Annotated in this window: 16 protein-coding genes; 7 read left to right on the top strand and 9 right to left on the bottom strand. The window is 72.8% G+C overall.

Translation table 11 applies throughout. The features are described 5' to 3' along the window. Positions 1-4: 4 nt before the first annotated feature. The gene (locus QWJ13_RS03870; protein WP_316520478.1) at positions 5-460 is read right to left on the bottom strand and encodes a hypothetical protein; all 456 of its coding nucleotides are present in this window, start codon (positions 458-460) and stop codon (positions 5-7) included. 260 nt (positions 461-720) lie between these two features. Here QWJ13_RS03870 and QWJ13_RS03865 point away from each other — a divergent pair, with 260 nt between their 5' ends. From QWJ13_RS03865 to QWJ13_RS03850, 4 genes are read left to right on the top strand one after another with little or no spacing between them, the layout of a single operon-like run. Beyond that, on the top strand, positions 721-1,902 hold the full coding sequence (locus tag QWJ13_RS03865; RefSeq protein ID WP_316520476.1) for a CaiB/BaiF CoA transferase family protein: 1,182 nt from the start codon (positions 721-723) through the stop codon (positions 1,900-1,902). A gap of 2 nt (positions 1,903-1,904) precedes the next feature. Beyond that, on the top strand, positions 1,905-3,047 hold the full coding sequence (locus QWJ13_RS03860) for an acyl-CoA dehydrogenase family protein (protein WP_316520475.1): 1,143 nt from the start codon (positions 1,905-1,907) through the stop codon (positions 3,045-3,047). Between the two features lie 50 nt (positions 3,048-3,097). Continuing rightward, a complete protein-coding gene (locus QWJ13_RS03855; protein ID WP_316520474.1) occupies positions 3,098-4,312 on the top strand; it encodes an acetyl-CoA C-acetyltransferase in 1,215 nt (404 codons plus the stop codon). Between the two features lie 27 nt (positions 4,313-4,339). Then, positions 4,340-6,556 carry a 3-hydroxyacyl-CoA dehydrogenase NAD-binding domain-containing protein gene (locus tag QWJ13_RS03850; RefSeq protein WP_316520473.1) on the top strand — a complete coding sequence of 739 codons (2,217 nt, stop codon included), beginning with the start codon at positions 4,340-4,342 and terminating at the stop codon, positions 6,554-6,556. A gap of 92 nt (positions 6,557-6,648) precedes the next feature. Here the strand turns inward: QWJ13_RS03850 and QWJ13_RS03845 are convergent, their stop codons facing one another. The 4 genes from QWJ13_RS03845 to QWJ13_RS03830 form a co-directional block, all read right to left on the bottom strand. Beyond that, positions 6,649-7,389 (bottom strand): MerR family transcriptional regulator, encoded by a 741-nt coding sequence (locus tag QWJ13_RS03845; RefSeq protein WP_316520472.1) that lies wholly within the window; start codon positions 7,387-7,389, stop codon positions 6,649-6,651. A gap of 230 nt (positions 7,390-7,619) precedes the next feature. Then, positions 7,620-8,672 (bottom strand): isopenicillin N synthase family dioxygenase, encoded by a 1,053-nt coding sequence (locus QWJ13_RS03840; RefSeq protein WP_316520471.1) that lies wholly within the window; start codon positions 8,670-8,672, stop codon positions 7,620-7,622. 445 nt (positions 8,673-9,117) lie between these two features. Next, complete coding sequence (locus tag QWJ13_RS03835; RefSeq protein WP_316520470.1) at positions 9,118-9,765, bottom strand: response regulator; 648 nt, start codon at positions 9,763-9,765, stop codon at positions 9,118-9,120. Continuing rightward, positions 9,717-11,168, bottom strand: a complete 1,452-nt coding sequence (locus QWJ13_RS03830) for a sensor histidine kinase (RefSeq protein WP_316520469.1) — start codon at positions 11,166-11,168, stop codon at positions 9,717-9,719. Before QWJ13_RS03830 ends, QWJ13_RS03835 begins: the two co-directional genes overlap by 49 nt. 277 nt (positions 11,169-11,445) lie before the next feature. Between QWJ13_RS03830 and QWJ13_RS03825 the strand changes: the two genes are divergently transcribed. Together QWJ13_RS03825 and QWJ13_RS03820 are read left to right on the top strand one after the other, a co-directional pair. Next, positions 11,446-12,159 (top strand): ABC transporter ATP-binding protein, encoded by a 714-nt coding sequence (locus QWJ13_RS03825; RefSeq protein ID WP_432277418.1) that lies wholly within the window; start codon positions 11,446-11,448, stop codon positions 12,157-12,159. Beyond that, positions 12,156-14,549, top strand: a complete 2,394-nt coding sequence (locus QWJ13_RS03820; RefSeq protein WP_316520468.1) for an FtsX-like permease family protein — start codon at positions 12,156-12,158, stop codon at positions 14,547-14,549. Before QWJ13_RS03825 ends, QWJ13_RS03820 begins: the two co-directional genes overlap by 4 nt. 154 nt (positions 14,550-14,703) lie before the next feature. On the opposite strand, the gene QWJ13_RS03815 is transcribed toward QWJ13_RS03820, so the two are convergent. From QWJ13_RS03815 to QWJ13_RS03805, 3 genes are all read right to left on the bottom strand, one after another. Further along, a complete protein-coding gene (locus QWJ13_RS03815) occupies positions 14,704-15,462 on the bottom strand; it encodes a MerR family transcriptional regulator (protein WP_316520466.1) in 759 nt (252 codons plus the stop codon). 192 nt (positions 15,463-15,654) lie between these two features. Beyond that, entirely contained in the window at positions 15,655-16,707 is a 1,053-nt protein-coding gene (locus QWJ13_RS03810) for a DUF2332 domain-containing protein (RefSeq protein WP_316520465.1), read from the bottom strand. Positions 16,708-16,868: 161 nt separating this feature from the next. Then, the gene (locus QWJ13_RS03805; protein ID WP_316520463.1) at positions 16,869-17,459 is read right to left on the bottom strand and encodes a DinB family protein; all 591 of its coding nucleotides are present in this window, start codon (positions 17,457-17,459) and stop codon (positions 16,869-16,871) included. Between the two features lie 129 nt (positions 17,460-17,588). Here QWJ13_RS03805 and QWJ13_RS03800 point away from each other — a divergent pair, with 129 nt between their 5' ends. Beyond that, complete coding sequence (locus QWJ13_RS03800; RefSeq protein WP_316520462.1) at positions 17,589-18,428, top strand: class I SAM-dependent methyltransferase; 840 nt, start codon at positions 17,589-17,591, stop codon at positions 18,426-18,428. A gap of 48 nt (positions 18,429-18,476) precedes the next feature. Here the strand turns inward: QWJ13_RS03800 and QWJ13_RS03795 are convergent, their stop codons facing one another. Further along, complete coding sequence (locus QWJ13_RS03795) at positions 18,477-19,049, bottom strand: dihydrofolate reductase family protein (protein WP_316520461.1); 573 nt, start codon at positions 19,047-19,049, stop codon at positions 18,477-18,479. Positions 19,050-19,334: the final 285 nt, after the last annotated feature.

The following is a 19,334-nucleotide window of genomic DNA, read 5'->3' as shown; positions in this document are numbered from 1 at the left end:
CCCGCTACCGGACCGCGCAGAGATCGGCGGCGGTCCGGGATTCGTTGGCGTGGTAGTTCTGCTGGGTCTTGTCGAGGTTTTCGGCGGCGCTGCCCAGCTTGTCGTGCAGCGCCTTGCACTGCTGCATCCACCGCTCGGTGCTGCTGGTGAGGGCGCCGCCGAAGGAGAAGCCGCGGAGCTTGGTCGACGCGGTGCTCGCGTACTCGGTGAGGCTGTGCGCGCCGGCGCCGGCCTTGCCGTTGGCGCTGTCGAGGTCGGTGGCGATCTGACGGGCCATCCCGGCGGAGGCGGCGAGCTCGTACGGGGTGTCGAGCTGGGTGGTCCCCGAGCCGGGTGAGGACGCGGCCGAGCTTCCGGCGCTCGCCAGGACGAGCCCGGCGTAGGGCGGCGTCGCGGCGGTTTCGGGTATCGGCGCCGGGGCCGGGGCGACCGGGCCCGTGATGAACCCTTGGGTGCTCATTGTGTGCATTCCTCCCCACTGTGCAGAGCGGCTGTTCCCCCTCCGCTACATGACGACCGTACAGGGAGCCTCCGTCAGCACACGGACCCACCCTCCGTGGCACCGGATGCGCGGGGAGTCGTCGGGTTCACCGAGGTTCGGTCAAGGGGGAATCGGCGGTTCGGCGCTGGTGTGGAGGTCTTGTTACCGGCGGGTCGCTTGCCTATCATCCCGAGTGTTACAGCTTTACTGTCAAACCCCAGGGAAGGGTTCAGCAGCCAGTGCGTGACGCGAGCAGGGCGCCGGAGGCCAGGGGGCCGTTGGTGGGGGTGCGGGTGGTGGAGCTCGCCGGGATCGGGCCGGGGCCGTTCGCGGCGATGCTGTTGGGCGACCTCGGGGCGGACGTCGTGCGGGTGGACCGGCCGGAGCCCTCGCCGCTCGGGACGGATCCGGCGTACGACCTCAGCAACCGCAACAAGCGCTCGGTGCTGATCGACCTGAAGTCCCCCGAGGGGCGGGGGAGGGTGCTGGACCTGGTCGAGCGGGCGGACCTGCTGATCGAGGGCTACCGGCCGGGCGTCGCGGAGCGGCTCGGGGTCGGGCCCGAGGCGTGCCTGGCGCGCAACCCGGCGCTGGTGTACGGGCGGATGACCGGCTGGGGGCAGGACGGGCCGCGGGCGGCGACCGCCGGGCACGACCTCGGGTACGCGGCCGTGGCCGGCGTGCTGGGGATGGTGGCGGCGCCGGGCGGGGCCGAGGAGCCTCCCGGCATCCCGGCGAACCTGCTGGGCGACTACGCGGGCGGCTCGCTCTACCTGGTCGTCGGCCTGCTCGCCGGGCTGCACCACGCCCGGACCACCGGTGCCGGACAGGTCGTCGACGCCGCGATCGTGGACGGTGCGGCGCACCTCGCCAGCATGCTGTGGGGCCTGCTCGCGGCCGGCCACTGGCAGGACCGCCGGGGCGTCAACCTGCTCGACGGCGGCGCACCGTTCTACGCGGTGTACCGGGCGTCCGACGGCGGCCACCTGGCCGTCGGCGCGCTGGAGCCGCGCTTCTACGCCGAGTTCGCCCGGCTGTTGGAGCTGGGCCCGGACGCGCCCGGCCAGTACGAGCTCGCCCGCTGGCCCGAGCTGCACGCCCTGATCGCCGCCCGCTTCGCCACCCGGACCAGGGCCGAGTGGGAGGCCGTGTTCGCCGGCACCGACGCCTGCGTGGAACCAGTGCTGACGATGCGTCAAGCCTCCACGGATGAGCACCTGTTGGCGCGGGGAACGTACGTCGAGGTGGACGGCGTCACCCAGCCGGCCCCCGCCCCGCGCTTCTCCGCCACCCCCGGCGCCCTGCGCCGCCCGCCGGCCCGGCCGGGCGCGGACACCGCCGAGGTGGCCCGGGACTGGGGCGTCGCCTCTCTGGAGCCCGGCGCCCCATCCACCAACTCCACGGCAGAGCAAGGAGAGTAGCGTTGCAGCGCGAGATCTTCACCGAGCAGCACGACGATTTCCGGGCCACCGTGCGGGCCTTCCTGGCCAAGGAGGTGCTGCCGCACTACGACCGCTGGGAGAAGGCCGGCATCGTCGACCGCTCCGTCTGGCTCGCGGCCGGCCGGCAGGGCCTGCTCGGCCTCGCCGTCCCCGAGGAGTACGGCGGTGGCGGCACCCCCGACTTCCGCTACGCCGCCGTGCTGGCCGAGGAGTTCGCCCGGGCAGGCGCCTCCGGCCTGGCGATCGGCCTGCACAACGACATCATCGGCCCGTACCTCACCTCGCTCACCACCGAGGAGCAGAAGCGCCGTTGGCTGCCCGGCTTCTGCTCGGGCGAGCTGATCACCGCGATCGCGATGACCGAACCCGGCACCGGATCCGACCTCCAGGGCATCCGCACCCAGGCGGTCGACCAGGGCGACCACTACCTGCTCAACGGCGCCAAGACCTTCATCTCCAACGGCATCCTCGCCGACCTCGTGGTCGTGGTCGCCCGCACCACCCCCGAGGGCGGCGCGCACGGGCTGAGCCTGCTGGCCGTCGAGCGCGGCACGCCCGGCTTCGAGCGCGGCCGCAACCTCGACAAGATCGGCCAGAAGGCCCAGGACACCGCGGAGTTGTTCTTCGGGGACGTCCGGGTCCCGAAGGAGAACCTGATCGGCGAGCTCAACGGCGGCTTCGTCCACCTGATGCAGAACCTCGCCCAGGAGCGGCTCACCATCGCCGCCGCGGCGATCGCCGGCGCCGAGTACCTGGTCGAGATCACCACCGACTACGTCAAGCAGCGCGAGGCGTTCGGCCGTCCGCTCGCCAAGCTCCAGCACGTCCGCTTCGAGATCGCCGAAATGGCCACCGAGTGCGCCGTCACCCGGACCTTCGTGGACCGCTGCATCACCGAGCACAACCGCTACGCGCTCACCCCGGCCGACGCCTCGATGGCCAAGTGGTGGGCCACCGAACTACAGAAGCGCACCGCCGACCGGTGCCTCCAACTGCACGGCGGATACGGGTACATGAATGAGTTCCCGGTCGCCCGGGCATTCACCGACGGTCGCATCCAGACCATCTACGGCGGCACCACCGAGATCATGAAGGAGATCGTCGGCCGCTCGATCCTCGGCTGAGCGCTCCCTCCGCAACTGCCCCTGAAATCCCGCTGAAAGGCGTTCCCACCGTGACCACCGAAGCGTACGTCTACGACGCGATCCGCACCCCGCGCGGCCGGGGCAAGGCCTCCGGCTCGCTGCACGGCACCAAGCCGATCGACCTGGTCGTCGGACTGATCCACGAACTGCGCAACCGCTACCCCGAGTTGGACCCGGCCGCGATCGACGACATCGTGCTCGGCGTGGTCAGCCCGGTCGGCGACCAGGGCTCCGACATCGCCCGGATCGCCGCCGTCGCGGCCGGCCTGCCGGACACCGTCGCCGGCGTCCAGGAGAACCGCTTCTGTGCCTCCGGTCTGGAAGCCGTCAACCTGGCCGCCGCCAAGGTCCGTTCGGGCTGGGAGGACCTGATCCTGGCCGGCGGCGTGGAGTCGATGTCCCGGGTGAAGATGGCCTCCGACGGCGGCGCCTGGTTCGCCGACCCGATGACCGCGTACGAGACCAACTTCGCTCCCCAGGGCATCGGCGCCGACCTCATCGCCACCATCGAGGGCTTCTCCCGCACCGACGTGGACGCCTTCGCCGCCGAATCCCAGGCCCGCGCCGCCAAGGCCCAGGCGGACGGCCTGTTCGACCGCTCGGTCGTCCCGGTGCGCGACCGCAACGGCCTGGTCGTGCTGGAGCGCGACGAGTTCATCCGCCCCGGCACCACCGTCGAGACCCTGGCCGGCCTCAAGCCCTCCTTCGCCGCCATCGGCGAGGCCGGCGGCTTCGACGCCGTCGCGCTCCAGAAGTACCACTGGGTCGAGGCCATCGACCACGTCCACCACGCGGGCAACTCCTCCGGCATCGTCGACGGCGCCGCGCTGGTGGCCATCGGCAACCGCGAGGTCGGCGAGCGGTACGGGCTGCGCCCGCGCGCCCGGATCGTCTCCGCCGCCGTCTCCGGCTCCGAGCCGACCATCATGCTCACCGGCCCCGCCCCGGCCACCCACAAGGCGCTCGCCAAGGCCGGGCTCACCGCCGCCGACATCGACCTGGTCGAGATCAACGAGGCGTTCGCCGCGGTCGCGCTCCGCTTCATCCGCGAACTCGGCTTCCGCCACGACCAGGTGAACGTCAACGGCGGCGCCATCGCGCTCGGCCACCCGCTCGGCGCCACCGGGGCCATGCTGCTCGGCACCGTGGTCGACGAGCTGGAGCGGCGCGACCTGCGCTACGGCCTGATCACCCTCTGCGTGGGCGGCGGCATGGGCATCGCCACCATCGTCGAGCGCGTCTGACCCTCCCTCCCAGATCTGGAGTACCTGATGAGCGACACCACCACCATCCGCTGGGAGCAGGACCAGGACGGCGTGGTCACCCTCGTCCTCGACGACCCCACCCAGTCCGTCAACACCATGAACGAGGCCTTCACCGCCGACTTCGAGACCGTCGTCGACCGGCTGGCGGACCTGGCCTCCGCGCAGGCCCCGGACGCGCTGCGCGGCGTGGTGATCACCTCCGCCAAGAAGACCTTCTTCGCCGGGGGAGACCTCCGGATGCTCTCCGCCGCCCGACCCGAGGACGCCGAGGCCGTCTTCGAGAAGTCGATGCGGATCAAGCGCGCGCTGCGCAAGCTGGAGACCCTCGGCAAGCCGGTCGTCGCCGCCGTCAACGGCAGCGCGCTCGGCGGCGGCCTGGAGATCGCCCTCGCCTGCCACCACCGGATCGCGCTCGACACCCCCGCCAGCCGGATCGGCCTGCCGGAGGTCACCCTCGGCCTGCTGCCGGGTGGCGGCGGAGTGGTCCGTACGGTCCGGCTGTTCGGCATCACCGACGCCCTGCTGAAGTTCCTGATCCAGGGCCGCCAGTACCGCCCTGCGCAGGCGCTGGAGCACGGACTGGTGCACGAACTGGTCGGGACGCCGGAGGAGTTGACCGCCCGGGCGCGCGCCTGGATCGAGGCCAACCCGACCGCCGTCCAGCCCTGGGACGTCAAGGGGTACAAGATCCCCGGCGGCACCCCGGCGACCCCGGCCTTCGCGGCCAACCTCCCCGCCTTCCCGGCCAACCTGCGCAAGCAGCTCAACGGCGCGCCCTACCCGGCCCCGCGCAACGTGCTGGCCGCCGCCGTGGAGAGCGCCCAGGTGGACGTCGACACCGCGATGGTGATCGAGGCCCGCTACTTCACCGAGCTGGCCTGCGGGCAGACCAGCAAGAACATGATCCAGGCGCTGTTCTTCGACATGCAGGCGGTCAACTCCGGTGCCGGGCGCCCGAAGGGCGTCGAGAAGCGGCTGGTCCGCAAGGTCGCGGTGCTCGGCGCCGGGATGATGGGCGCGGGCATCGCGTACACCTGCGCCAAGGCCGGCATCGAGGTCGTGCTCAAGGACGTCAGCGTCGAGGCCGCCGAGCGCGGGAAGGCCTACTCCGCGGGGCTGCTGAACAAGGCCATCGCGCGCGGGCGCTCCACCGAGGCCAAGCGCGACGAACTGCTCGCCCGGATCACCACCACCGCCGAGGCCGCGGACCTGGCCGGCTGCGACGCGGTGATCGAGGCGGTCTTCGAGAACACCGAACTCAAGCACAAGGTGTTCCAGGAGATCGAGAGCGTGGTCGACCCCGACGCACTGCTCTGCTCCAACACCTCCACCCTGCCGATCGGCCTGCTCGCCGAAGGCGTCGAGCGCCAGGACGACTTCATCGGGCTGCACTTCTTCTCGCCGGTCGACAAGATGCGCCTGGTCGAGATCATCCGCGGCCCGCGGACCGGTGACGAGGCCCTGGCCCGCGCCTTCGACCTGGTCCGGCAGATCGACCGGACCCCGATCGTGGTCAACGACTCCCGTGGCTTCTTCACCTCGCGGGTGATCGGCCAGTTCCTCAACGAGGGCGTCGCCATGGTCGGCGAGGGCATCCACCCGGCCAGCATCGAGCAGGCCGCCGCCCAGGCCGGCTACCCCGCCAAGGTGCTCTCCCTGATGGACGAGCTCACCCTCACCCTGCCGCGCAAGATCCGCGACGAGTACCGGCGCTCGGTGGAGGCCACCGGCGGCACCTGGACCCCGCACCCGGCGGACACGGTGATGGACCGGATGGTCGACGAGTTCGGCCGCCCGGGCCGCAGCGGCGGCGCGGGCTTCTACGAGTACGGCGAGGACGGCAAGCGCGGGCGGATCTGGCCGGGGCTGCTGGAGCACTTCGGCGGCTCATCGGCCTCGGCATCGGCTTCCTCCGAGGTCCCGTTCGAGGTCCCGTTCGAGGACCTCAAGGAGCGGATGCTGTTCAGCGAGGCGCTGGACTCGGTGCGCTGCCTGGAGGAGGGCGTGCTGACCTCGGTCGCCGACGCCAACGTGGGCTCGATCCTCGGCATCGGCTTCCCGGCCTGGACGGGCGGCGTGTTCCAGTACATCAACGGGTACGAGGGCGGCCCGGCCGGCTTCCTGGCCCGCGCCCGGGAACTCGCCGCCGCGTACGGCGAGCGGTTCGCGCCGCCGGCGCTTCTGGAGCGGGTGGCGGCCGAGGGACGGACCTTCACGGACTGACCTTCACGGACTGACCCGAGGATTCGGCTCGGGTTCCGGCTCGGGTTCCGGTGGGGCCGTGCGGCGTGCGGCCCCACCGGGCTCGGGACCCGTCAGTACTCCTGGCGCAACTCCTCGCCCAGTTCCTCCCGCAGGTACCGCTGGAAGGCCGTGACCAGCGCCTGCGCCACCATCGGCTGGATGTGGTCCGTCAACGCCTTCATCCGGGCCAGCTCCGCCGGCGCGGGCTCGCTCTCCCGGTACGGCTTCCACACCGTCTCGCGGAACAGCCGCTGCAACTCCCGCGCCGTCGCCCGGCTGTGCTCCAGCACCACCGAGCGGGCGGCCAGCAGCGTCTCCAGCGGGATCGGCACGTCCAGGATCCGCACGCCCAGCGGCAGCAGCCCCGGATCCACCCGGAACACCTCCGGATCCGATGTCCGCTCCAGCGCGCCCATCGCGGCGAGCCGCTCGACCTGCTCCTCCGTCAGCCCCCGTCCGGCCCGCCGCTCCAGCTGCGCCCTGGTGGCCTGCTCCGGGCTCTCCGGCGTCCAGGACGCCACCAGCGCCCGGTGGATCGCCAGGTCCAGCGGCGTGCTGTCCTCCGGCAGCCGCGCCAGGTAGCGCTCGATCGCGGCCAGCGTCAGCCCCTGCCGCTGCAACTCCTCGATCAGCCCCAGCCGGTCCAGGTGCGCCTCCCCGTACAGCCCCACCCGCCGCGGCCCCAGCTCCGGCGGCGGCAGCAGCCCCTTCGTCCCGTAGAACCGCACCGTCCGCACCGTCACCCCGGCCCGCGCCGCCAACTCGTCCACCGTCAGCCGCACCTCGCCCCCCGCCTCGCCGAACTCCCCCATCCGTAGCCGCCTCCCACACTGGCACACTCCCGCTGTGACACCAGCAGTGTGACAGTGGCGAGTGCGCCGGGTCCACCGATGGGCTCGGGTGTAGGCCTTCCACTCGTGGGGGCCGAAGTCGGCACTGAGCCGGGTGCGCGACCGGGTCGGCGCACGTGTATGCGCCGACGCCCCTGCGATCCGCCGGGGGCAGCGGCGGGCAGGGGCGTCGGGGGCTGCCCGTGGTGGGGTCAGGCGGGGGTGGTGTGGTGGCGGCGGGTGACTTCGGGGTGGGCTCGGGTGTAGCCCTTCCACTCGTTGAGGCCGAAATCGGCGAAGAGCGGGTTGTCCGGGTCCTCGGTGGCACCGGGGGCGTGGTGGGCGAGCGGGAAGTCCAGTGGCTCGATGTGGGCGTCGAGCCGGGGGTTGTAGAAGAACGGTACGGAGAAGCGTTCGCGGGCGCCGGGCGGGCTGACCACCCGGTGGTTGGTGGCCTTGAGGTAGCCGTCCGTGGCTACCTCCAGCAGCTCACCGAGGTTGACGACGAAGGCGCCGCTGAGCGGGGGGACGTCCAGGAAGGTGCCGTCCGCGCGTTCGACCTGGAGGCCGCCGACGGTGTCCTGGAGCAGCAGAGTGATGAAGCCGTAGTCCTTGTGGGTGCCGACGCCCTGGCCGGCGCCGGTCGGGGCGGTGCCGGGGTAGCGGACCAGCTTGAGGCGCAGGTGGGGGTGGCCCGCGAAGGCCTCGTCGTAGAAGTCGGGGCGGGCGCCGATCGCGGTGAGGAGTTCGTGCAGCAGGCGGCGGGCGACCGCGCCGAGGTGGTCGATCCAGCCGAGTGCGGCGCCGCGAAGTTCGGGGAGCGCCGTGGGCCACTGGTTGGGCCCCTCCAGCCACCAGTACGGGGGCTCGCCCGCGCCGGGGACGTGCGGGGGCAGCTCGGCGCCGATGTCCAGTTGGTCGCGCCAGTCCTGGCTGCCGCCGGTGCGCTCGTCGCCGGTGCGCGTGTAGCCCCGGTAGTGGGGGGAGTTGAGGTTGCTCACGGCGAGGCGGTCGGCCTCGGGGAGAGCGAAGAAGGCGTGCATGGCCCGGGTGAGGGCGGCCGTCTCCTCCGGGGTGACGCCGTGCCCGACGAGCTGGAAGAAGCCGACGCCGGTGGCCGCGGCGCGGAGCTCGTCGTGCAGTCGGCGGCGGTCGTCCGGGCTGCCGTCGGCGAGCGACAGGTCGATCACCGGGAGGGCGTCCGCCGGGGTGGAGCCGCGGCCCGTCTCGGATATGCCGGATATGGGCGTGTGCTGCTGCGTCATGTGTGACATCCGCTGGTCTCGTCCCGACTGGTCCCGGTGGTCGACCGTGGACGGCCGGAGCAGCCGCCTGGTGCGGCGGGCGCTCCGGGAGCCGGGAGGTGGTGGCGGCCTGGCGGGGCCGCCGTTGAGGGTGGGTGGCGCGGGGTTCAGCCGGAGCGTCGACAGGACATGCTCGTCACGCGGAGCAGGTCCACGTGGCGGCGGCGAACAAGGATGAGCACCTCCTCAGCCTAATTGACCCGTTCGGCGGTAGGCGAGCCCCGTGCAGCGGTGGGGCATTCGCAGGGGGCCGGGCTGCCGGGGCCGGGCTGCCGGGGCCGGGCAGGGCAGGGCGGGGCGGGGTGGGTAGGGCGGGGTGGGTAGGGGGGCGGACCGGGCCGGTGGCGGTGCGCGCGGTGGCGGCTCCTTTCCTGTTTCCTAGGTGGATGAGGGAGGCCGGGGCGGCTCAGGAGTTGTTGAGGTAGGCCAGGACGGCCAGGACCCGGCGGTTGTCGTCGTCGGAGGGCTGGAGGTCGAGCCGGACGAAGATCGACGCGGTGTGCTTGGCGACGGCCCGCTCGGTGATCACCAGCTGCTGGGCGATCGCCGCGTTGGAACGCCCCTCCGCCATCAGCGCCAGCACCTGCCGCTCACGGGGGGAGAGGGTGGAGACCGGACCGGCCGAGGAGTTGTGGGTGAGCAGCCGGGTGATCACCTCCGGATCCATCACGGTGCCGCCCTGGGCGACCCGCTGCACGGCGTCGATGAACTGGGTGCCGCCCATCACCCGGTCCTTGAGCAGGTAGCCGATCCCGCCGGTGCCGCCGGCCAGCAGCTCGCGCGCGTACAACTGCTCCACGAACTGCGACAGCACCAGGACGGGCAGGCCCGGGTGGGCCTGACGGGCCGCCAGGGCGGCCCGCAGCCCCTCGTCGGTGAAGCTCGGCGGGAGCCGGACGTCGACCACGGCGATGTCCGGCCGGTCCGCGGCCACCGCGGCGAGCAGCTGCTCGCCGTCCTCCACCGCCGCGGTGACCTTCATGCCGTTGGCCTCCAACAACCGGGTCAGACCGTCCCGGAGGAGGAAGAGGTCTTCGGCGATGACAACGCGCAAGGGATCTCCAGGTTCACGATGGTCGGCCCACCGGACGGGCTGCTGATCGCGAGCACCCCGTCGAAGGCGGCCAGGCGGCGTTCGGTTCCGCTGAGGCCGGTTCCCCGGGACGGGTCGGCGCCTCCGCGCCCGTCGTCGGTGACCGATATCCGCAGCAGTCCGCCACTGTGCCCTATCTCGATCCACACGTGCGAGGCCTCGGCGTGCTTCACCACGTTGGCCAGCAGCTCCGTCACCGCGAAGTAGGCGGCCGACTCCACCGGCGCGGGCGCCCGGCCGGGCAGATTGCCGGTGAAGCTGACCGGCAGCGGCAGGTCCAGTGCCGTCGCCTGCACCGCGTCTGCCAGGCCGCGGTCGGCGAGCACCGGCGGGTGGATGCCGCGGACCAGGTCCCGCAGCTCGCCGAGTGCCTTCACCGAGGACTGCCGGGCCTCGGCCAGCAGTGGTCCGATGGCGTCCGGGTCGTCCTTCAGCTGCTCGGCCACGGTCAGCAGCATGCCCAGTGCCACCAGCCGGGCCTGCGCTCCGTCGTGCAGGTCCCGCTCGATCCGGCGCAGCTCGGCCGCTCCGGCGTCGATGGTGTCCGCCCTGGTCCGCGCGAGGTGGTGGACCTGGCGGGCGAGCTCGGCCCGTCGGGAGGGCCCGAGCAAGGCCCGGGCGGCCCGCTCATGGATCCGCAGGACCGGAGGGGCGGCCCACAGGACGGCCAGCGGGGCGATCCACAGGCCCAGGGCGTAGATGACGCCCAGCGCGAAGAACGGTCCGTTCCGGCCGAAGACCTGGAGGGCGACGGGGGCCAGCAGGACGATCGCGGCGGTGATCAGCACGGCGCCGCCGGTGAGCAGTGTCCAGGCGAAGTCCCGCCAGGTCGCCGGGTCGGTGAGCCAGCCGCCGGCCCGCAGCCGTTGCCAGGGCCCGGCGCCGGGTGCCCGGCGGTGCGGCACCGGGATCGGCCGCCCGCTCCACTTGCCGACGATCCGCCTGCTCTCCGTCGCGATCCAGCGTGCGCCGAACAGCCCGAGCAACAACAGCGAGGGTGCCAGCCCGACCGAGACGGACCGGCCGCCGGGCGCGGCACCGCCGTAGACGTGCGTCGCCATCAGCGCTATCGCGCCCGGGGCGAACAGCGCGGCGCCGACCGCTCGGCCGCCGCCCCCGGTGGCCCAGCAGAGCGCCCAGAGGGCGACCGGTGCCATCGGCACCGCCAGGATCAACGGGCCGCCCGCGTGGAAGTCCGGCCGGGGCTCGTCCGGACCGAACAGCGCGGCGGCCAGCGCGACCGGCGCGGCCAGCAGCGCGAGGAAGCCCGTCACCGCCAGCGTCACCGCGTACCAGGCGCGCACCCCGTCCACGCAGGCCCGGCCGACCCGTAGGGTCAGCCCACTCAGCACTCCCGCGCTCATGACGCGCCCCCTTTCCCTTCCGAAGCCCCCGTCCAGGGGGCCTCGAACCGCGGCCCGGGAGCCCCCCGTGGGCCCCGGTTCCGGTCTGTCGATGGGTCAGTCTGCCCGGCCGAGACACCCGGCGCTCTAGGCCTGAACACCCAGTTCGGGGTGTATCTGGATACACCCCGCAGAGGCCGTCCAGACGGCTGTCGGCCCCCCGCCTCCGATTCCTAGCGTGATGTTCCGTCAGCCGGTCCGGGGCTCCCGTGGCCGGACCTCGAATCGTGGAGGGCCCGTGAACGCGCCGATCATCCGGATCCGCGGCGTCAGCAAGACGTACGACCGATCCGACGCCGCCCGACCCGCCCTGGCCGGGCTCGACCTGGAGGTCCGGGCCGGCGAGGCGCTGGCCGTGCTCGGCCGCTCGGGCAGCGGCAAGTCCACCCTGCTGAACCTGATCGCCGGCCTCGACCGCCCGAGCGAGGGCGAGGTGGAGGTGGACGGCGTGGCCGTGCACAGGCTCGGCGAGGCCGCGCTGGCCGAGTACCGGCGGGAGCGGATCGGCATGGTGTTCCAGTTCTTCAACCTGCTGGATGACCTGAACGCGGAGGACAACGTGCTGCTCCCGGCCCAGCTGGCGGGGATGCGACGGGAGCAGGCCCGCGCCCGGGCGGCGGAGCTGCTGGAGCGGCTGGGGGTGGCCCGGCACGCCAAGGCTTTCCCCGGCCGGCTCTCCGGTGGCGAGCGCCAGCGGGTCGCGGTGGCCCGGGCGCTGATGAACCGTCCGCCGCTGCTGCTGGCCGACGAGCCCACCGGGGCGCTGGACACCGCCTCGGCCGCCGACGTCCGCGACCTGCTGCGCGGGCTCAACGCTGAGGGCCAGACGATCCTGCTGGTCACCCACGACACCGCGCTCGCCGAGGCCTGCGCCGACCGCACGATCGAGCTGCTCGACGGTCGGCTGGTCCGGGACACGGCGGCCGTGCCGGCACCGGGCGGTGGCCGATGAGCGCGCTCGGCAAGGTGGTGCGCGCCGGGGTCGGCCGCCGGCGGGTGCAGACCCTGGTCATGGTGCTCACCACGATGATGTCCGTGACGGCGTGCATCCTCGCGCTCGGGCTGCTGGTCGCCGCCCAGGGCCCGTACCAGCGCTCCTTCGCCGACCAGCACGGCGCCCACCTCAATGTGCTGTACGACCAGGCCAAGGCGAGCCCCGCCCAGCTCGCCGGGGCGGCCCACGCGCCCGGTGTGACGGCCTCGGCCGGTCCCTACCAGGCGGTCACCGTCCAGCCGCGCTCCGGCGCCGGCACCCAGATCCCGCCGCCCGGGAGCCCGCTGCCGCCCATGACGCTGGTCGGCCGCGCCGAGAGCGGCCCGCTGGACGACCTGCGGATCACCCGCGGCCGCTGGATCGCGGGCCCCGGCGAGGTGGTGCTCCTGGACGGGCACTCCCCGCTCGCGGTCGGCGACAGCATGGCGTTCCCGGACCTGCCGGGGCAGCCGACGCTCAAGGTCGTCGGGCTGGCGGCCTCGGTCTCCTGGAGCGCGGACGGCTGGGTCGCCCCGGAGCAGGTGGCCGGGCTGACGCCGCCCGGCACCACGCCCGCCGCCCAGTACCTCTACCGCTTCGCCCACGCCGGCAGCGACGCCGAGGTGGAGGCCGACCACGCCGTGCTGGCCGCCGCGGTCCCGGGCGGGGCGCTCACCAAGGCCACCTCCTACCGGCCCGCCCAGGCGGAGGCGAACCGGACGGCCTCGACCTTCGTCCCGTTCGTCACGGCCTTCGGGGTGCTCGGGCTGGCCATGTCGGTGCTGATCATCGGCGTCGTGGTCAGCGGCGCCGTCAGCGCCGCCACCCGGCGGATCGGCATCCTCAAGTCCCTGGGCTTCACTCCGGCCCTTGTGGCCCGCGCCTACGTCGCCCAGGCGCTGATCCCCGCCGGGGTCGGGACGGCGCTCGGCATGCTCCTCGGAAACCTGCTGTCCGTGCCGGTCCTCGGGCTGGCCCACAAGGCGCTGCGCGGCGGGCTGCTCGGCATACCGCTCTGGGTGGACGCCGTGGTCGTGGTGGCGGCGCTGGGTGCCGTGGCGGGCACCGCGCTGGTACCGGCGCTGCGGGCCGGACGGCTGCGGACGGTGCAGGCGCTCGCGGTCGGCCGGGCGGCGCCGGGCGCCAAGCGGGCGGCCGCGAGCGGCGGGGCCGAGGGGGCAGGAGCGGTGGGCCTGCTGTCCCGGGCGCAGGACCTGATCGGCCGGCTGCCGCTGCCACGGGCGCTCAGCCTCGGGCTGGCCTCCCCGCTCAACCGCCCTGGCCGCTCGGCGACCACCGGCGCGGCCGTGGTGCTCGGCACGGTCGGGGTCACCCTCTGCGTCGGCCTGACGCTCTCGCTGAGCTCCCTCCAGGACGGCCTGACGGCCGACCGCGCGGGCAAAGTGGTGGTCCAGGCTCCGATCGAGGGCTCCACGCAGCCCGTCGACCACGTGGACGAGGCAGCGGTGGCCAAGGCCATCGACTCCCGTCCGGACACCCGGGCCTGGTACAGCAGCGTCCCGACCTCGGTCGCCCTCGCCGGCAACACCGGGCGCTCCATGGTGGTCGCGTTCAACGGCGACGCCTCCTGGAGCGGCTTCCAGCTGGTCTCCGGCCGCTGGTTCCACGGCCCCGGCGAGGTCGTGGTGGCCGCCGCCTACCTGAGGGCCAACCAGGCGAAGGTCGGTGACATCGTCACCCTCACCGACCACGGGCACGGCACCCCGGCGAAGATCACCGGCGAGGTGCTGACCACCAACGACCTGGTGTTCACGGACCGGTCCACGCTGGCGCCGCTCGGCGGCGCGATCCATCCCGAGGCGCTTTCCTTCCACATCGACCTCACCCCGGGCGCCGATGCGCAGGCCTACGCCGACGGGCTGGACCAGGCCGTGAAGCCACTGGGCCTGGGCGCCGAGCCCGGCGAGGAGCACCTCAACATCGTGGTGCTGGCGATGAACACCCTGGCGGGCGTGCTCACGCTGCTGCTCTCCGTGGTGGCGGGGCTCGGGGTGCTCAACACCGTGCTCCTGGACACCCGGGAGCGGGTGCACGACCTCGGGGTGCTCAAGGCACTCGGGATGTCGCCCCGGCAGACCGTCGGCATGGTGCTCACCTCGGTCTGCGGCAGTGGGCTGGTGGCCGGGCTGATCGGGGTCCCGATCGGCATCCTGGTGCACCACCAGGTGATGCCCGCTATGGCCCGGGCCGCCGGGATCGGAATGCCGGACGCCGACCTCGCCGTGTTCGCTCCGTCGGTGACGGGGCCGCTGATACTCGGCGGCCTGGTGCTGGGCCTGCTCGGCGCCGTCCTCCCGGCCACGTGGGCGGCCCGCACCCGGACGGTCACGGCGCTGCGGACGGAGTGACGGCGGGGGAGAGGCCAGGCGTCGGCCGGTCCAGGCCGCCAGGCCGGGTCACCTCGCCAAGTCACCCGGCCAGGTCACCGGGCCGGGTCACCGAGCCGGGCCGGCCTGGGTTGGGTTTGTCCGACCCAACCCAGGCCACCTGACCAGGACCGACTCAGGAGAGCCGCTCCGCCGCGTACGCCTCCATGGCGGCACGCTGGTACGCGGCCAGGCCCGGGGCGATGGCCTCGTACGCGGCGCTCCACTGCTCGTTCTCGGTGCAGGAGCGGGCGATCTCCAGGTACTCCTCGGTCGGGACGGACCGGATGGTGCCGAGCAGGCGGTACTCCTCGTCGATCGTGCTCTGTACGGGCTCGGCTTCGGCCGGGTGGCCGGCCGCCATCAGCTCGGCCAGGTGGATCATGCGGGCGGTCCGCTCGCGCTGTCCGGCCTCGATCTCGGCCGGGGACATCGCGGCGGTCGCGCGCCGGGCCGCCTCGGCGTGCTCGGGGAAGTCGCGCAGGCTCGCATCGACGTCCTCGGGCTGGACTCCGTCGAACAGGTTCTCGGGGCGGTTGATGGTCATGGGTGTGCCGTCCTTCTGGGAGCGTTCCAGGTCGGCGATCGTGCGGGACACGGTTGCGGCCAGGGCGTCGAGCCGGTCGCGCTCGGCGACCAGCCGCCGGCGGTGGCCCCGAAGGGCCTCCAGCTCGTCCACCTGGTCGCCCAGGATGCGGGCGATCTCGGTCAGCCCCACGCCCAGGGCCCGCAGTACCAGGATCTGTTGCAGCTGGAGCAACTGCCGCTCCTCGTAGTAGCGGTGGCCGTTGGAACCGATCCAGGCCGGAGGCAGCAGTCCGACCTCGTCGTAGTGCCGCAGGGTCCGGGCGGTCACGCCCGACAACCGGGCGACCTCCGCGATCGGCCAGGCCATGCGCTGCCTCCCTCGTTCCGCGTCCCAACGTTCCCGCGTCCAACGTCCCGGGCCCCAACGTTCCCGCGTCCAACGTCCCGCGTTCGTACGTTCGCTTGGACCAGGGCCGGTTCTCCGGCCCTGGTCACGACGGTAGAAGCTGCCGCTGCGGCAGCTTCAAGCCCGAATTCATGCCCGAAGTCTGCGCGCGGCCTACCCCTCGTCGAACCAGTCCAGGGACTGCCCGTGCGGACCGGTGAAGGCCACCGGCCGCTCGTCCAGGGCGAGCGCGAACAGCCCGGAGCCGGCGGGGGCCTGGCGGGGGAGACGCCGGGCGACGGTCGGCAGCACCGAGACCGCCTCGTTGGAGATCCAGTGCCCGGGGAGCTCGCGCATGGTCGCCGCGAACTCCTCCCGTTCCTCCGAAGACAGATAGGCGAGCACCGCACTGTGGAACACCACCGGCGTCGCCCCTGCCGGGGCCCGCGCCACCAACTTCCGGACCGTCGCGTTGAGATCGCCGCGCACCAGCAGCGGCGGTTCGGCCCGGGCGACCCGGACGGCGCCGCGCAACCGGTCCAGCCGGTGGGTCTGCTCCGGCCAGACCAGCGACTCCAGCCAGCGCATGTCCTCCTCCACCCGCACGTCCAGCGGATTGAGGTCGATCCCGGCCCGCCACACCACCTCGGGCAGTCGTTCCCGCAGGGCGTCGGTGAGCGGTACCGGTCCACTCACCACACAGTCCAGCGTCACCGGGCTCGCCACGGCGCCGAACTCGGCCACCGGGGTGCCACTCCCACTCCCACTCCCGCGCTCGCGTCCGTCCCTTCCGTCCCCGCCGTCCCCCTCCCCGGCCAGGTAGCGGTAGCGGTACCGGTCCGGGTACAGACAGAGCCCGGCCGAGGCCCCCACCTCGATCAGCGCGAGCGGCTGCGGCAGTGTGGCCAGCAGCGGCAGCAGGGTGGCACAGCGACCCGCCTCGTTGGTCTGCGTCCGTCGCTCCAGCATCGTCGTCGAGACCTCGGCCCAGTGCTCCGCCGTCCAGTCGCGAAAGGCCGACCAGCCCTCCGCCACCGGCCCGCCCAGGTGCCGGACCGCGCCGAACAGCAGGTTCGGCTGCCGCTTCGTGCCCGCAAGCCCGTCCAGCAGCACACGCAACTGATCGTCCTCGGCGACGCGCTCGGCCAGCTCCTGGTAGATCGGCGAGTTGCCCCGCGCTTCCCGCTCCGCGAACGCCTGGTAGAGCTCCCTCGTATCGCCGTGCATCCCTCGTGTGTCCTTCCGACGCCCCTTCGAGTGACCGAACCGGCCCAGCCTACGCGCGGCCCGAACACACAGATCAGCGTGCCGAGGCCGACCGTCCCGGCCCATCCCCGTCCCGGGCCACCCGTCCCGGTCCACCCGTCCCGGCCCATCCCGGCCGGGGCTCAGTCGAGTCCGCCGGCCTCCCGGGCCGCCTGCTCCACGCGGTCGTGGTGGGCCCGCCACCAGTCGGCGTCGCCGGGGGCGGTGTTGACGCCGTCGGAGCGTTGGCCGGTGGAGCCGTCCACGAGTTCGCGGACCAGGTCGGCGTGGCCGACGTGGCGATGGGTCTCGGCGATCATGTGGACGAGGACCCGGTGCAGGGTCTGCTCGTGGCGGGCGCCGAACGGCACCGTGCCGACGGCATCCAGCGGCAGGGCTTCGATGGTGGCGTCGGAGTGCGCCCAGACCCGTCGGTAGCGCCCGATGACCTCCTCGGTGCTCTCCTCCGCCCGCGCCCACAGGTCGCCGTTCGGCTCGGTCTGGCCGGTGATCCACACCGGGGCCGGCTCGGGGAAGGGGCGGCCGAAGGTGTCGCCGAAGTACAGCGCCTCGGCGCCGGTGACGTGCTTGACCAGCCCCAGCAGGTTGGTGCCGGTGGGTGTGAGCGGGCGGCGCAGGTCGTACTCGGAGAGGCCTTCGAGCTTCCAGAGCAGGGCGTCGCGGGCATCCTGGATGTAGATCCGAAGGTCGGTCTTGTCATCTGTCGCGGTCATGGGATCAGTCTGTTGGCCACCGTAAACCTGTCCAACGATTTCCGATCCACCTCATTCCTGATGTGCGGTCAATTCATGTCAAGATCTGGAACGTTCGCAAACAATGAGCACCTCATCGAAGGAGTGACCATGGCCGATGGCGCCTGGTCCTGGGACGAGACGCTGTTCGCCGGAACGGCCGTCCACTACCCGCGCGGCCGACTCCCGTACGCCCCCGGGCTGGCGGAGGCGCTGGCCGAGGCGCTGGGGCTCGACGGCCGGGGGCGGCTGCTCGACGTGGGGTGCGGGCCGGGGACGCTGGCGCTGGGGCTGGCGCACCTGTTCGCCGAGGTCGTCGGGGTGGACCCGGACGCGGGGATGATCGCCGAGGCGCGGCGGGCGGGCGCGGCGGAGCCCAAGGCGACCTGGGTGCGGGCCCGGGCCGAGGAACTGCCGCCGGGCCTCGGCACGTTCACGCTGGCAACCTTCGGCCAGTCCTTCCACTGGATGGACCGCGACCTGGTGGCGGCGACCGTCCGGAGCATGCTGCGGCCCGGCGGCGCCCTGGCGCATATCTCGGACCTGAAGGGCGAACCACGGCCCACCGAGGGGCTGCCGCATCCGTCGGTGCCGAACGCCGAGATCGGCGAACTGGTCCGGCACTACCTCGGCCCGGTCCGCCGCGCCGGACAGGGCCTGCTGCCGCACGGCACGCCGGGCGACGAGTCCGCCGTCCTCGCCCGGGCGGGCTTCGCCGGCCCGCAGCGGATCGTCGTCCCGGGCGGGCAGCCGCTGGAGCGCACGGCCGACGACGCGGTCGCGGGCGTCTTCTCGCTCTCCTCCTCGGCCCCGCACCTCTTCGCGGAGCGCGGCCCGGCCTTCGAGGCGGACCTCCGCCGCCTCCTTGCCAGGAGCTCGCCGTCGGGCCTCTTCTCGGCGCGGCAGCCCAGCAGCGAGGTGTTCATCTGGCGTAACACGCAGGAGCGTTGACGGGCCGAACGGATCCGGCTCGGCCCGTCATCCGAAGAGGTGTGCCGATCAGCGGACGACGTCGAAGACCTGCTTCTGGAGGCCGTTCCGGTACGTCTCGTGCTCGATCAGCTTCAGCTTCTGGGTGTCCTTGTCCGTCGTGCTGAACAGGCGCTTGCCGGCGCCGAGCAGCAGCGGGAAGACGAGCAGGTGGTAGCGGTCGATCAGGCCGGCGTCCGAGAGCGAGTGGTTCAGGGTGGCGCTGCCGTGGACGATGATCGGGCCGCCCTCGGTCTCCTTCAGCGCGGCGACCTCGTCGAGCGAGCGCAGGATGGAGGTCTCGCCCCAGTTCGAGACCAGGTCGCCCTCGGTGAGGGTGCTGGAGACGACGTACTTCGGCAGCGTCTTGTAGCGGGCGAACTCCGGCATGTCCGGCCAGACCGGGCTGAACGCCTGGTAGCTGACCCGGCCCAGAAGCATCGCGGTGGCCTCCTCCTGCTCCCGCCCCTTGATCTCGAACGCCTCGGGGAGGAAGTCGATGTCCTTGAAGGTCCAACCGGAGTTGCGGTAGCCGGGTTCGCCGCCGGGGCCTTCGACGACGCCGTCGAGCGAGATGAAGGCGGTGCTGATCAGGGTGCGCACGGGTGGTTCCTCGGTTCTCGTGAGGGGCTGTGTGCTGGGAATTGTCGGCGCCGGGGGTGGTCAGTGCAGGGTGCCACACGGCGATCCGACCGACATGATGCTCTCCACCAGCAGGGGAGAGGGACGGGACGGGCCCTTCGGCATGACTTGTAGCTGCCGTGATGGAAAGGTTTCAGTCGCATAGCCGACCGAACCTTCGGTAGTCTGCGGGGCTCCGGTGGCCCGGGAGAGTGTCTCGTTTGGAAGACGGCCGCTTGGTCGTGCACGGGCGCACGGTTGAACGGC

Source organism: Kitasatospora brasiliensis, assembly GCF_032654805.1.
Lineage (GTDB): Bacteria > Actinomycetota > Actinomycetes > Streptomycetales > Streptomycetaceae > Kitasatospora > Kitasatospora brasiliensis.
The sequence above is the reverse complement of the archived record's forward strand: the minus strand, read 5'-3'. Positions and strand labels throughout refer to the sequence as shown.

Bases quoted from the DNA above. Each gene is read 5' to 3' on its own strand.
- QWJ13_RS03840 (WP_316520471.1), bottom strand. From the start codon at position 8,672: ATGACGCAGCAGCACACGCCCATATCCGGCATATCCGAGACGGGCCGC.
- QWJ13_RS03800 (WP_316520462.1), top strand. From the start codon at position 17,589: ATGGCCGATGGCGCCTGGTCCTGGGACGAGACGCTGTTCGCCGGAACG.
- QWJ13_RS03810 (WP_316520465.1), bottom strand. From the start codon at position 16,707: ATGCACGGCGATACGAGGGAGCTCTACCAGGCGTTCGCGGAGCGGGAA.
- QWJ13_RS03830 (WP_316520469.1), bottom strand. From the start codon at position 11,168: ATGAGCGCGGGAGTGCTGAGTGGGCTGACCCTACGGGTCGGCCGGGCC.
- QWJ13_RS03820 (WP_316520468.1), top strand. From the start codon at position 12,156: ATGAGCGCGCTCGGCAAGGTGGTGCGCGCCGGGGTCGGCCGCCGGCGG.
- QWJ13_RS03850 (WP_316520473.1), top strand. From the start codon at position 4,340: ATGAGCGACACCACCACCATCCGCTGGGAGCAGGACCAGGACGGCGTG.
- QWJ13_RS03815 (WP_316520466.1), bottom strand. From the start codon at position 15,462: ATGGCCTGGCCGATCGCGGAGGTCGCCCGGTTGTCGGGCGTGACCGCC.
- QWJ13_RS03845 (WP_316520472.1), bottom strand. From the start codon at position 7,389: ATGGGGGAGTTCGGCGAGGCGGGGGGCGAGGTGCGGCTGACGGTGGAC.
- QWJ13_RS03870 (WP_316520478.1), bottom strand. From the start codon at position 460: ATGAGCACCCAAGGGTTCATCACGGGCCCGGTCGCCCCGGCCCCGGCG.
- QWJ13_RS03805 (WP_316520463.1), bottom strand. From the start codon at position 17,459: ATGACCGCGACAGATGACAAGACCGACCTTCGGATCTACATCCAGGAT.